This is a genomic window from Luteibacter sp. SVR4-7G, assembly GCF_056755555.1.
Window position 1 is genome coordinate 1 of record NZ_JBPGXO010000069.1, and the last position, 12,537, is coordinate 12,537.

The 12,537-nt window shown below is 66.2% G+C and carries 10 protein-coding genes; 3 read left to right on the plus strand and 7 right to left on the minus strand.

Going from position 1 to position 12,537, the window contains the following annotated elements; all coding sequences use genetic code 11:
* Window positions 1-198 precede the first annotated feature (198 nt).
* Entirely contained in the window at window positions 199-1,797 is a 1,599-nt protein-coding gene (locus ACR9ZH_RS17740; protein ID WP_481292086.1) for a Na+/H+ antiporter, read from the minus strand.
* A 155-nt stretch (window positions 1,798-1,952) separates the two neighbouring features.
* Here ACR9ZH_RS17740 and ACR9ZH_RS17745 point away from each other — a divergent pair, with 155 nt between their 5' ends.
* Complete coding sequence (locus ACR9ZH_RS17745; protein ID WP_481292087.1) at window positions 1,953-3,938, plus strand: CocE/NonD family hydrolase; 1,986 nt, start codon at window positions 1,953-1,955, stop codon at window positions 3,936-3,938.
* Window positions 3,939-4,040: 102 nt separating this feature from the next.
* On the opposite strand, the gene ACR9ZH_RS17750 is transcribed toward ACR9ZH_RS17745, so the two are convergent.
* From ACR9ZH_RS17750 to ACR9ZH_RS17760, 3 genes are read right to left on the minus strand one after another with little or no spacing between them, the layout of a single operon-like run.
* Window positions 4,041-4,370, minus strand: a complete 330-nt coding sequence (locus tag ACR9ZH_RS17750; RefSeq protein ID WP_481292088.1) for a hypothetical protein — start codon at window positions 4,368-4,370, stop codon at window positions 4,041-4,043.
* A 14-nt stretch (window positions 4,371-4,384) separates the two neighbouring features.
* Complete coding sequence (locus ACR9ZH_RS17755) at window positions 4,385-5,161, minus strand: LytR/AlgR family response regulator transcription factor (RefSeq protein WP_481292089.1); 777 nt, start codon at window positions 5,159-5,161, stop codon at window positions 4,385-4,387.
* Window positions 5,154-6,398 carry a histidine kinase gene (locus ACR9ZH_RS17760; RefSeq protein ID WP_481292090.1) on the minus strand — a complete coding sequence of 415 codons (1,245 nt, stop codon included), beginning with the start codon at window positions 6,396-6,398 and terminating at the stop codon, window positions 5,154-5,156. Before ACR9ZH_RS17760 ends, ACR9ZH_RS17755 begins: the two co-directional genes overlap by 8 nt.
* A 198-nt stretch (window positions 6,399-6,596) precedes the next feature.
* On the opposite strand from ACR9ZH_RS17760, the gene ACR9ZH_RS17765 reads away from it, so the two are divergent.
* Window positions 6,597-6,938 carry a hypothetical protein gene (locus tag ACR9ZH_RS17765; protein ID WP_481292091.1) on the plus strand — a complete coding sequence of 114 codons (342 nt, stop codon included), beginning with the start codon at window positions 6,597-6,599 and terminating at the stop codon, window positions 6,936-6,938.
* A 3-nt stretch (window positions 6,939-6,941) separates the two neighbouring features.
* Here the strand turns inward: ACR9ZH_RS17765 and ACR9ZH_RS17770 are convergent, their stop codons facing one another.
* From ACR9ZH_RS17770 to ACR9ZH_RS17780, 3 genes are all read right to left on the minus strand, one after another.
* The gene (locus ACR9ZH_RS17770) at window positions 6,942-8,375 is read right to left on the minus strand and encodes a chloride channel protein (protein ID WP_481292092.1); all 1,434 of its coding nucleotides are present in this window, start codon (window positions 8,373-8,375) and stop codon (window positions 6,942-6,944) included.
* A gap of 78 nt (window positions 8,376-8,453) precedes the next feature.
* Entirely contained in the window at window positions 8,454-9,413 is a 960-nt protein-coding gene (locus tag ACR9ZH_RS17775; protein WP_481292093.1) for an LD-carboxypeptidase, read from the minus strand.
* A 68-nt stretch (window positions 9,414-9,481) separates the two neighbouring features.
* Window positions 9,482-10,462, minus strand: coding sequence for a helix-turn-helix domain-containing protein (locus ACR9ZH_RS17780; protein ID WP_481292094.1), 981 nt, complete (start codon window positions 10,460-10,462; stop codon window positions 9,482-9,484).
* Between the two features lie 307 nt (window positions 10,463-10,769).
* Here ACR9ZH_RS17780 and ACR9ZH_RS17785 point away from each other — a divergent pair, with 307 nt between their 5' ends.
* On the plus strand, window positions 10,770-12,515 hold the full coding sequence (locus tag ACR9ZH_RS17785) for a M28 family metallopeptidase (RefSeq protein ID WP_481292095.1): 1,746 nt from the start codon (window positions 10,770-10,772) through the stop codon (window positions 12,513-12,515).
* Window positions 12,516-12,537: the final 22 nt, after the last annotated feature.

The following is a 12,537-nucleotide window of genomic DNA, read 5'->3' on the forward strand; positions in this document are numbered from 1 at the left end:
CCCCCCCCCCCCCCCCCCCCCCCCCCCCCCGCCCCCCCCCCCCCCCCCCCCCCCCCCCCCCCCCCCCCCCCCCCCCCACTCCTCCGGTGTTGCTCCTTCTTTACCTAATCACAAGAAAAACCGGTCCAGGGACGGATCCTCATTGCAATATCCCCTCGCCGCCGTACCGAACGGTGGCGCTTTTTTATGTGCGTGGCGTCAAGCGCCCGAACTCTGCCGGTCATTCTCCGCCTCGATCTGCTGCAGATCGAGGTCGCGCTCGAGGTAGTGCAGCACTTCGTCGTGGATGCGTCCCGAACGGTGCAGGCGTAGCAGTTCCGCGCGGCCGGCAGCGATCGCAGCCAGCACCACGTCGTAATGCGCCTCGCGCCCGCCGGCGAACGCTTCCGGGCTCTTGTTGTAGCGTTCCAGGATCGATACCCGGTACGTGTACTGTTCCAGCAGGCGCGGATGGACCAGCCTGCCCTCCCCGTCGTACGCCTTTGCCTTCACCGCTTCCAGTTGCGCGCCCTCGACGAGCAGCGAGGCCTCGGCCTCGCTGAGGTAGCTCGTATCGACATGCCGCTCGCCCTCCAGTCCCAGCCAGCGGATGACCGCGCCGACCGTGCTTCCCTGGATGACCACCGTTACCAGGATCACCGCAAAGGCCGCGGCGAGGGTCAGGTCGCGTCCCGGCATCGCTTCCGGCAATGAGAGCGCGATGGCGAGCGTCACCACCCCGCGCATGCCCGCCCAGCTGAGCAGGAACGACGCCTTGGGCGACGCGGGCAATGGATGGCGCCCCACCATGCGGCCAAGCGGCACGCGCAGGTAGTCGGTCGCGTATATCCATACGAAACGGGAGACGATCACGGCACCGAGCACCGCGAGGATGGGCAGGCCCAGCGTCGCAAGGGCCTCGCCCACGCCACCCAGCCTCTCCACCACGCCGCGCAGCGAGAAGCCGATGAGAATGAACACCAGCGCCTCGAGCAGGAAGATCAGCACCTGCCAGAACGCCGTGCTGCGTATGCGCACGTTGGCGGTGAACACGTCGTGCTGGTACCACCCGAAGATGATGCCGCAGGTCACCACGGAGATGACGCCGGAGACATGTACCGACTCCCCACCGATATACGCCGCCCAGGGCGACAGGCAGGCGGCCGTGATGGTGAGGAATACATGGTCGATGCGGCGCAGTGCGAAGACCAGCAGACCGCCCACCACGAGGCCCACGGCGATACCGCCGACGCTGAGGCCGACGAAGCTAAGCAAGGCGTCTTGCATGCTGAAGGCGCCGGTGAGGGCCGCCGCCACGGCGAAGCGGAACAACACCAGGCCGGTCGCGTCGTTGAGCAGGCTCTCTCCCTCGAGCAGGACCATCAGGCGGCGCGGGAGCCGCACCTTGTCGAGCACCGCCTTGGCCGCGACGGCGTCGGGAGGCGACACGACGGCACCCAGCGCGAAGCAGGCGGCCCATGGCAGCGAGGGCAGCACCCAGTGCACCGTGACGCCCACGGCGAAGGTGGTGAACACCACCGCACCCACGGCCAGCCACAGGATGCCGCCCAGGTATTTCCGGAATTCCGACCACACCGTATAGAAGGCACCGTCCATCAGCAGGGGCGGCAGGAAGACGGTGAGCACCAGCTCGGGGTCGAAGCTCACCTCGGGCACGCCCGGCAGGAAAGCGATACCGATACCTCCGGCAAGCAGCGCGGCAGCGGAGGGCAGGCGAAGGCGGCGGGCAATCAGCTCGAGCGCGAGAATCGCCACGAGCAGGACGAGAATGAATTTGAAGACTTCGGTCGATGCCATGCATGGCCCCCTGTGCGATGCCATGCATCTTAGCGGCTGCGCGCGACCCGACTCTTGCACGTGTTTGGACGGCTACCCTGCCAGAAGTCATGCATTTACCTGACGCGGACAGTTTGCCAAACTCGATGAACCGTCCCTGAAAACAGGTCTGACTCATGCGACCCAAGCGCCCTGCCCTCCACCACGTCAGGACCGCCTTGTCGGTCGGCGTCACGTCGTTCTGCCTGGCCCTCGTCGCCGCCCCCGTCGCGGCGCAGCAGACGAACCTCACGCGCGAGCAGCTGGCGACGATCGCCAAGCGCAACGACATCGAGAAGCAGCTGGAGGACATTGCCGTCGTCGACCGCAAGGTGATGGTGAAGATGCGCGACGGCAAGCGCATGGCGGCCGACGTCTACCGGCCGAAAAACGCGAGCGGCAAGGTACCTGCGATCTTCGTGCGCACGCCGTACAACTTCAATTTCTGGGACGTGAAGCTCGGTGCACCGCGCGACATGAGCCACGAGCTGGAGGCCGTGAAGCGCGGCTACGCCTTCGTCGAGATGAACGAGCGCGGACATTACTTCTCCGAAGGCAACTACGAGATCCTCGGCGCGCCCTTGTCGGACGGCGTGGATGCCGTGCGCTGGATCACGTCGCAGCCCTGGTCAAGTGGCAAGGTCGGCACCACCGGTTGCTCGTCCACCGCCGAATGGCAGATGGCCGTCGTCGCCCAGGACGAACCCGGCCTGGCCACTTTCAACGTGCAGGGTTTCGGTGCGGGCGTGGGCCGCGTCGGCCCGTATTACGAGCAGGGCAACTGGTATCGCGGCGGCGCCGTGCAGATGCTTTTCATCGACTGGCTGTACAAGGAACAGAACCAGTTGCGCCCGATGTTCCCGTCCAACCTGTCGCAGGCCGACCTCATCCAGGCCTCGAAGATGTTCGACCTGGACTCGCAGCCGCCCCAGCCCGACTGGGACAAGCTGTTCTGGACCCTGCCCGAGAAGGACATCATGAAGGCGGCCGGCGGCCCGAAGGGCATCTTCGCCGACGCCATGGACGTGCCCACCGGTGGCAACATGATCGCGCGCACGCCGAACAGCGCCGCCTGGTACAAGGGCGGCCTGTGGCACGACAACATGAAGATCAACCGGCCGGGCCTGTGGTTCATGAGCTGGTTCGACGTGTCGGTGTCGCCGAACCTGGCCGCCTACAACCACGTGCGCGCCACGGCGCCAAAGAAGATCGCCGATGAACAGTACGCCGTGATCGCGCCGGTGCTCCATTGCGCCTATACGCGCGCCACCGAGCATACGGTGATCGGCGATCTCGACGTGGGCGATGCCCGCTTCGACTACGACGGCCTGGTCTACGGCTGGTTCGACAAGTTCCTGAAGGGTGTGGACAGCCCCGTCGTCGACAAGCAGCCCAAGGTCATGTACTACGTGATGGGTGAGAACAAGTGGCGCAATTCGCCCACCTGGCCACCGGCCGGCTCGACCACACGTGATCTTTACTTCAGCAGCGGCGGCAAGGCCAATACGCTGTACGGCGACGGCAAGCTGGTCGCGGCGGCCGACAGCGCCGATCACCCCGACAGCTTCCTCTACGATCCGATGAACCCGGTCACCACGCTCGGTGGCGGTGGCTGCTGCCAGGGCACGGCGGTGAAGTTCGGCTCGTTCGACCAGAACACCCAGCTCGCCCGCAACGACATCCTCGTGTACGACTCGGAACCGTTCAAGGAGGGCACCGAGGTGAGCGGCCCAATCACGGTCACGCTGTATGTCTCCTCGGACGCGAAGGACACCGACTTCACCTTCAAGGTGATGGACGTGTACCCGGATGGCCGCGCCTTCAACCTCACCGAGAATATCCAGCGCATGCGCTACCGCGAGGGCTACGACAAGCCGCCGGTGTGGATGAAGGACGGCGAGGTGTACAAGGTGACCTTCCAGCCGATCGACACCAGCAACTTCTTCTTCCCGGGCCACAAGCTGCGCGTGGCGGTGTCGAGCAGCAACTTCCCACGCTTCGACCGCAACCTCAACACCGGCGGAAACAACTACGACGAAGCGAAGGGCGTGATCGCGCACAACGTGGTGCACCACGATGCGGCACATCCGTCGAAAATCACCTTCACGGTGGTGCCGCGATAGCTCCGCGTCGAGGTTGCGTCACCCCTGCGAAGGCAGGGGCCCAGCGACTTTGCGCCACCTCGCACGAAAGTCGCCGGGTTCCTGCTTTTGCAGGAACGACGGTCAGCCGTGTTCGCAGTTTGCCGTCACGTTCTCATCCCGGGACGTGACGCATAGCGTGAACCCGGGTGGCAACCCGTCCAGCAGACGCTCCTCGGACACTGACAGGGAAAACTTCCGTACCGCCTTCGCCCCATCGAACACCGTGTAGTAGCACTGCCCTCCCGTGCTTGCTGCGCAGGCGAAGCGGGCTCGCCCCATGCGCACCTCGGTGCGGCTTTCCAGGGTGGTGACGCCGTTCTCCTGCGATCTGGCGACGAGGGTCCGGTTTTGCGCGTCGGTGCAGCCGGCAAGATTCATGAAGCAGTAGATGATGGCAAGGAAGATGCGCATGGTTTCCGTCCTCGTCACATGGCCCGGAACAGGGTCATGAAGGGCTGGCTGACGGCCAGGGTTTCGGGGCGGCCGCGCAGGCGCAGGCAGCCCTTGCCGGTGTCGTCGCGCTCGACCGAGGCCACCTGGCGCAGGTTGACGATGGTCGAGCGGTGGATCTGGCGGAACGTCCTCGGGTCCAGCTGGCGAAGCAGGTCGCGGATGGGACGGGTGAGCAAGGCGTCGCCCTCGGCCGTCGCCACCACGGTGTATTTGTTGTCCGCGCGGAAATAGATCACGTCTTCCACGAGGATCAACCGCGTCGCCCTGCCCGTGCTTGCCGTGATCCAGGTCAGTGGCTCGTCGGACGTGCCCTCGATGCGCTCGCCGAGGTCGCGTGCGACCTGCGCGGTGCGGCTGGCGTGCCGCGCCGCGTCGGCCAGCCGGGTGCGCAGGCGCGCGACCGTCTGGGCGAGACGGTCCGGCGTCACGGGTTTCAGCAGGTAATCCACGGCGCCGCGTTCGAACGCGTCGATGGCGTACTGGTCGTAGGCCGTAATAAAGACCACCAGCGTACGCGGGCTCGCTTCCGTCGCCGCGGCGGCCACTTCCAGGCCGGTGAGGCCTGGCATTCGGATGTCGAGGAAGGCGATGTCAGGACGATGCGTGGCGATGGCGTCGAGCGCCGCGCCGCCGTCTTCGGCCACTTCCGCGACCTCGAGTTCCGGCCAGGCGATGGCCAGTTCGCGTTGCAGGGCCGCGGCGAGCAGCTTCTCGTCCTCGGCGACGATGCAGCAAGGCGTATTACGCATGATCAGCCACTCCCGTCACCGGCAACGTGATCGTCGCGGCGACGCCATGGGGAAAGTTGTTGCCGATGGAGAACGTGGCGGTGGTGCCGTACATCAGGCGCAGGCGCTCGCGCAGGTTCTTCAGGCCGATGCCGGTGCCGGCGCCGTCGCTGCGGAAGCCCAGCCCGTCGTCGGCCACCGTGAGCGACAGGCCGGAACCGTCCACTCCCGCGCGGATCCAGATGCCACCGCCGCCGGGTTTTGGCTCCAGCCCGTGCTTGATCGCGTTCTCCACCAGGGTCTGCAGCATCATCGACGGCATCGGCACCTTCAGTGCGTTTTCGGGCACGTCGGTCTGCACCGTGAGCCGGTCGCCCATGCGCAGACGCATGATCTCCAGCCACGCCATGGAGCGCTCCAGTTCCTCGCCCAGCGTGGAGAGCGAACCGTCGGTGCGCGGCAGCGAGCGGCGCAGGTAATCGATGAGGTGGCCGAGCATGCGGTCGGCGCGGGCGGGGTCGGTGCGTACCAGTTCCTGGGCGCTGGCCAACGTGTTGTAGAGGAAATGCGGCTCCACCTGGGCCTGCAGCAGACCGAGTTGCGCCGCGGTGAGCTCCTTCTCCATCTTCGTCTGGCGTGCGTCGGCGCGCTCGCGGTTGCGCCGTTCAGCGAGGCGCTGGGTCATGGCCCGGACCAGGGTTTCGACGTATTCCAGCGAGCTGCCGCCGTCGGGATTGAACCAGTCGGTCCATGCGCCGCTGTCCGGCTCGCACACGAACATGACGCTGCTGGAGCCGTCGCCCGGCGTGACCGTGGCGAAGACCTTGGTCGGGCGATCGAACGTGTTCGGCCATGGGAAGCGGCCGCGGCGCGGCAGCTGCCCGCTTAGCGGAACCCGGATCGAGGCGCGTAACTGCAGGCCGCCGCGTGCGCTGGCAACCTCCTGTACGTTCGGCAGTTCGCGCACCACTTCTTCCGCGATGGCGAAGGCCTCGTCGGCCGGGTACGGCACTTCCACGCGGCGGCGCTGGCGGTTGGAGACGGTCTCGCCGTCGATTCGCCCGGCGATGACCCGCACGCGATAGAGATGGGTGACGCCGCGGCCGAGCGCCACCAGGAGCCCGACGAACCAGGCCAGCGTGAAGATCCACGGCAGTTCGCCCCGGTTGAAGCCGATCGCCGACCATACGACGAGCAGCACGCACCATGCCGCGACCCACGCCACCACGATACGTCCGAGGAACATCAGGCTTGCCATCTCGCGCACTCCACCCTGGAAACGCCGTGGAGCATACGCTGCGGATCGCCGCATCCGGCGGCGATTCCGACGAAACGGGATATGCGCCGACGAAACCCCGCTTGCGCGGCGCAGCATGACCTGAGGGGAACAATGGGCCATCCTTGGGGTGACGGCTTTCGCGGTGGGGACCGCAGGCCACGACAAAGGGGTTAATGCATGGCGTTGTTGCTCGTCGTTTTCGCTGTCGTCGTACTTTCCATCTTCCTCGGCATCAACATGCTGCCGAAGAACCACCCGGCCAACTGGCTGCTCGGCATCGTCGGCGGTGCCTGCCTTGTCCTAGCCTGGTATGCGATCTTCCGTCCCATGCTGATCGCCTCCGGCGGCAGCGATCCCTCGCTCATCGCGCTCGGCCTCACCGCCGCCGGCATCGTGTCCTGCGTGCTCGGCGTGGTCTGCCTGGGCGTCTGCGTGTGGCGCGACCCGGCACGTTTCTGGATGCTGTCGATCGTCTTCATCGGCGTGATCGGCGCCACCCAGGTCCCCGCACTGACCTGATGCTTACGCCCCGGGCAATCCGGGGCGATGCAGTTCGTGCTCGGCCACGAAGTCGGTCGGCACGTGCACGCCCCGGCGTGCGATCTTTTCGGTCATGATCGTGTGCCGCATCATCAGCCCCGAAACGATGTAGGCCGTCGTGCAGGCGGCCAGCAGCGGCAGCAGCGCGTGCGGTTGCATCGTCGTTTCGAAGACGAACACCGCCGAGGTCATGAGCGCGCGCGAGGCGCCGGCGAACAGCGCCGCCATGCCAATCAGTGCCGCCATGTGCGGATCCACGTGCAGGGGCGGCCATGCCGACAGCAGCACGCCGCAGACCCCGCCCAGCGCGCCGCCGACGGTGAACAGCGGCGCCAGCGTGCCACCCGAGGTGCCGCTGCCCAGGGCCACCGACCATGAGACCAGTTTGGCCAGCGCGAGCAGCGCCATCCCCGCGAGGCCGAGGCTTCCGGAGATGACGTTGGTGATGTTGTCGTAACCGACCCCCAGCGTGGCAGGCATGACGTAGCCCACCGCACCGACGACGAGCCCGCCGAGCGCGGGCCACCACATCCAGTGAATGGGCAGCTTCTCGAAAGCGTCCTCGATGCCGTAGGTCAGCCGCGTGATCAATACGCCGGCCACGCCCATGAGCAGGCCGAGCAAGCCGTAGACGACGAGTGCCTGCGGCGCCACCGCGGCGAGTGCCGGCATGGGAAAGACCGGCCCCGGGCCGTCGAGCGCGAAGCGCACCCCCGTGCCCGTGACGGCGGCAAGCGCGACGGGAAGCAGCGAGCGAGCGCGGCGCTCGAACAGCAGGAGTTCGATGGCCAGCAGCACGGCGGAGACCGGCGCGCTGAACACCGCGGCCATGCCCGCCGCCGCGCCTGCGGCCAGCAGGGTCTTGCGCTCGTTTTCGTTCACCGGCAGGCGCTGGCCGAGGAGCGAACCGAGCGCGCCGCCCGTGGCGATGATCGGACCCTCCGCGCCGAAGGGGCCGCCGGTGCCGATCGCAACCGCTGACGACACCGGCTTGAGCCAGGTCATCCGCGCGGGAATGCGACTTTCGTTCGTAAGCACCTGCTCCATCGCCTCGGGGATGCCGTGGCCGCGAATCGCGCGGGAGCCCCAGCGAGCCATGCCGCCGACGATGAGGCCACCGATGGCAGGCACCACGATCACCCAGGCACCGAGGTGATGGCCTGCGGGGGACGTCAGGTCCGTGCTCCACGTCTGGTGAAACGCGAGGTTTGTCACCAGCCCGATCAGCATCGTGAGCAGGCGCGCGACGCAGCCGACCACCAGGCCCAGGCCGATGGCCAGGAGGCCGATGCGCAGCACCCGTTTGCTGAGCAGCGGCAGGCGCGTCGGCATATGGGCATCGGCGAGCGACGGATCCAGCGCTGGCGCAAGCGGAATCGCCGCACGATCGTGCGGCGTATGCAGGGGGTCGATCATGGGGATGGCCGAAGGTGGAGAATGCGGCGCAAGGCTACCGGGATATGCGCTCAGTAGCTGGCTGGCAGATGAACGGCCTTAGGCGGTGGCGGCGGGTCCGCCGTTGGAGGGAGCCGCATAGTGGTAACCCGACGCAACCAGGTTCCCCAAGCCGTTCACGACGGACAGGACGGCATGCGCCCCGAACGGCAGCGTCCACTTGTCCGGCCCATGCCCGAAGATAAGACCGCGCAGGACCGGAAGGCCACAGGCACGGCCGAACCGCTGCAATGCGTGCTCGATGTCGTAGCCGTTGTCATACTCGCTGATCCGTTGGCCACCCAGCCCGCCGATGAGAACGGCCCGCTGCGTGTCCAGTACGCCCGCCAGCTTCAGTTCGAACAGCATGCGTTCGATACGCCAGGCCTGTTCGCCGGTTTCCTCGACGTAGAGGATGCCGCCCTCGACCGCCGGCAGGTACCGGGTACCGGCAAGACTGCACAGCGCGGAAAGGTTGCCGCCCCACAACGTGCCTTCCACCATCAGGTCGCGCTGGTCGTCGCCGCAGACCCAGTTCACTTCCGTGCGCGGCGACGTCACCGTCTGCCAGAAGTGCCGCCAGGTGTTTTCACGGAGGTAGCCGGCGCCGAAATCCTGCACGAGCATGGGCCCGTGCAGAGACCCGATTCCGCCTCGCGCATACAGGGCGCATTGGATGGCGGTGAAGTCGCCGTGGCCTACCAGGACGCACGAGTCGTCGGCGAAACGCGCAGCCAGGCCCTCGTAATCGAGCCGGTCGAGCAAGGGAATGGCGCCGTAACCGCCACAGGTAGCCATGACCATGTCGGGCAGGGGCACAGCGGGATCGCTCAAGCGATTGATGTCCCCTGCGCGCTCGTCGTCACTGCCTGCGAAACGCAGCATCACGCGGTCCAGCACGTCCGAGCCTTCCACCTTGTGCCCAGCGGCCTGCAGTCGTTCGATCCCCCTATGGCAGGCGACCCGGTCTTCGACGTAACCGGAGGGGGCAATGAGCCTGATATTGAGTCGTTTCGGCATATCGGGGCGGCTTGGCGATCCTTACCAATACCTCTCCCGTCGAACCAAGGCAACTCTGCGGTCGCGGATCACCAGTCGTAGTACTCGTCGGCGGGCGTCAGGTCTTCCGACGGCGCATTGCGCGTAAGCGTCTCGCGGGGTTGTTCGCCGAAGACACTCCTGTACTTTTCCGCGAAGCGCGAGAGGTCCCACATGCCGCAGCTGAGCGCCACCGACTTGACCGAACGCCGCCCGGCTTCTGCGGTAACGAGGCTGCGATGCGCCGTGCACAGACGCAACATGGCGAGATACCGGTTGGGCGGAATGCCGAGGAGATCGTCGAACGCGTAGCGCAGCCCGCGTTCGCTCGCGCCGGCCGCCTGGCACAGCTCCTGCGAATAGATATCCCTGCGCAGGTTCGCGCGCATGAAGCGCTCGGCACGGCGCACGACCTGGTAGTGCGCGCGCCGTCCGCGCGAGGCCACCGGCCGCTCTTCGGACGAAGAAGCGAGGGCTACGCGGATGTGTTCGTCCAGCAGGTCTTCGATCGGACCCATCGTATGCTCGCCGGAATCGCGCACATTTGCCGAAATCTGCCTGTAAGCGCGCTTCAGGTGCTCAGAACGTACCGAGAACAACCGTAGCCTCTGAGCGGCCATGTCGACATCGGCATGGTCGGAAGCGAGGAAGCGGGAACGGAATCGCGCATACGGTGCCACCACGAGCGTGAAACGCGTACCGCGTTCGAACATGAAGTCGCTGGGCGTGCCACGCAATAAGGTGACCGCCATGTCGGATTCGATGCCGATGCCCTGGCACCAGCTGCGTTCACCCGTCTCGTGCACATAGACGAGCATGCAGGAGTCTTCGGGGACCGTCAGCGAGCCGCGCACGTCGAAATCGATGTGCGCGGAAAGATAGGTGACGCTTTCGTGGACGCGCGCGCTTATCGCAGCGCGAGGACGCGCGGGACTCAGCGTCAGCAGGTCGACTTCGCAGACGCCGAGCACGGCGCCCAGCTTCACCAGATCGTAGTCTTCCAGTCCCTGTGTATCGGCAAGGCGGCTCATGCGATTACCTCCCAGTGCTCACTTCCCCAGATGCCGCTCACGCACGCGCGTGATTCCTGCAGGAATCCCCTCGCTTCCTGACCCCGCGCCAGAATCTCCCTAATAGGCCGCTCCGGCGACGCCTATAACTAACCGGTGTATGGGATCAAATGCCAGCACTTTGTGAATTTGCCGAATTTGCATAGCCAGCGCCGAAAGCACGGGTCCACTTTGGCGAAGTTCGTGCTTTCGGGGCCCGGGCCGTACCCGCCACCGCCACTGAGGCTACACTCGGGCGGTTACCAGCCACGAAGGGAAAGCTCCGCCGATGCGACGCCTCGCTCTTGCCTGCCTGACCGCCCTCACCCTGGCGGCCTGCCAGTCCCACGACGAAGACAAGACCGCTGCCGCTCCGCCGGCCGCGCCAGCCGGCCCCACCACGGCCCCGCCCCCGCCCATGCCCGCGGTAGCCAACGAACACCATGACTTCACCCCCGACATCACCGGAGCCGACTTCGCCGCGCACCTGCGGGTGCTCTCGTCCGATGAATACGACGGTCGCAAGCCGGGCACGCTCGGGGAACGGCTGACGACGAATTACATCATCGAACAGTTCAAGCAGGCCGGACTGGAACCGGGCAACAAGGGTGAGTGGATCCAGACGGTGCCTTCCGTTTCCACGGCCCTGAATGGCCAGGACTCGCTGACGCTGGACGTCGCCGAGGGCGGCGGGAACGAGCGCTTCGCCTTCGGCACGGACATGGTCGCCGGCACCCTGCAGGCCAAGGCGGATGTGGAGGTCAAGGACTCCGACATCGTCTTCGTCGGCTATGGCGTGGATGCCCCGGATGCCGGATGGAACGACTTCGACGGCATCGACGTCAAGGGCAAGACCGTGGTGATCCTGGTCAACGATCCGGGCTGGAACGGCAACGACGCGAAGCTCTTCAAGGGCCGGGAGATGACCTACTACGGCCGCTGGACCTATAAGTACGAGGAAGCCGCCCGGAAGGGTGCGTCCGCGGCGTTCATCGTGCACCAGACGGAGCCGGCCGGTTACGGCTGGAACGTGGTCCGCAGCGGCTGGACCACGCCGCGCCTCGATCTGCCTGAAAGCGAAGACCCGGCGCCGCGGCTTCCAGTCGCCGGCTGGCTCACCCGCGATGCCGCCGTTCGCCTGTTTGCCAAGGCCGGCAAGAACTTCGACGAACTGGCGAAGCAGGCCGACGTGCGCGGCTTCAAGGCGGTGCCGCTCGACGCGAAGGCTTCGATCCACCTGCAGAGCACGATCACCCATTCGCTCAGCAACAACGTGATCGGCATGGTCAAGGGTACGGAGAAGCCGGACGAAGCCGTCGTCTACACGGCTCACTGGGATCACCTGGGCCACGATCCCTCCTTGAAGGGCCACCAGATCTACAACGGCGCGATCGACAACGGCACCGGCATCGCCGCGATGCTTGAAATCGCCGGCAAGTTCGCCCAGGAGAAGCCGAAGCGCTCGGTGGTGTTCGCCGCCGTGACGATGGAGGAATCGGGCCTGCTGGGCTCGAAGTACTACGTGGCCCACCCGCCGTTCCCGCTCGCCAAGACCGTGGCCGACATCAACATGGACGCCTTGCCCATCGGCGGCGCCACGCATGACATGGCGGTCGCCGGCCAGGGCCAGAACGACCTCGAGGATCTCCTTGCCGAGGTACTGAAGGCGGACAATCGCGTGGTCAGCGGCGACGCGGCGCCCGAGAAGGGCCACTACTTCCGCTCCGACCACTTCAATTTCGCCAAGGCCGGCGTACCGGCGCTTTCGGCGGGCGGCGGCATCGACATGGTCGCCGGCGGCAAGGCCGCGGGCAAGGCGGCGGAAGAAGACTATGGCAAGAACCGCTACCACCAGCCGACCGACGTCTACGACATGCGCTGGAACTTCGACGGCGTGATGCAGAACGTGAAGGCGTTCTACGCGCTCGGCGACAAGCTCGCGAACAGCGACATCTGGCCGGCGTGGAAGGAAGGCAGCGAGTTCAAGGCCGTGCGTGAGAAGTCGCTGGCGGAAGCGGCGAAGAAGAAGAAATGAGGTCTGTCTCTTATACACATCT

Excerpts from the sequence above, each read along its gene's own strand:
- ACR9ZH_RS17740 (WP_481292086.1), bottom strand. The coding sequence starts at position 1,797 with ATGGCATCGACCGAAGTCTTCAAATTCATTCTCGTCCTGCTCGTGGCG.
- ACR9ZH_RS17745 (WP_481292087.1), top strand. The coding sequence starts at position 1,953 with ATGCGACCCAAGCGCCCTGCCCTCCACCACGTCAGGACCGCCTTGTCG.
- ACR9ZH_RS17750 (WP_481292088.1), bottom strand. The coding sequence starts at position 4,370 with ATGCGCATCTTCCTTGCCATCATCTACTGCTTCATGAATCTTGCCGGC.
- ACR9ZH_RS17755 (WP_481292089.1), bottom strand. The coding sequence starts at position 5,161 with ATGCGTAATACGCCTTGCTGCATCGTCGCCGAGGACGAGAAGCTGCTC.
- ACR9ZH_RS17760 (WP_481292090.1), bottom strand. The coding sequence starts at position 6,398 with ATGGCAAGCCTGATGTTCCTCGGACGTATCGTGGTGGCGTGGGTCGCG.
- ACR9ZH_RS17765 (WP_481292091.1), top strand. The coding sequence starts at position 6,597 with ATGGCGTTGTTGCTCGTCGTTTTCGCTGTCGTCGTACTTTCCATCTTC.
- ACR9ZH_RS17770 (WP_481292092.1), bottom strand. The coding sequence starts at position 8,375 with ATGATCGACCCCCTGCATACGCCGCACGATCGTGCGGCGATTCCGCTT.
- ACR9ZH_RS17775 (WP_481292093.1), bottom strand. The coding sequence starts at position 9,413 with ATGCCGAAACGACTCAATATCAGGCTCATTGCCCCCTCCGGTTACGTC.
- ACR9ZH_RS17780 (WP_481292094.1), bottom strand. The coding sequence starts at position 10,462 with ATGAGCCGCCTTGCCGATACACAGGGACTGGAAGACTACGATCTGGTG.
- ACR9ZH_RS17785 (WP_481292095.1), top strand. The coding sequence starts at position 10,770 with ATGCGACGCCTCGCTCTTGCCTGCCTGACCGCCCTCACCCTGGCGGCC.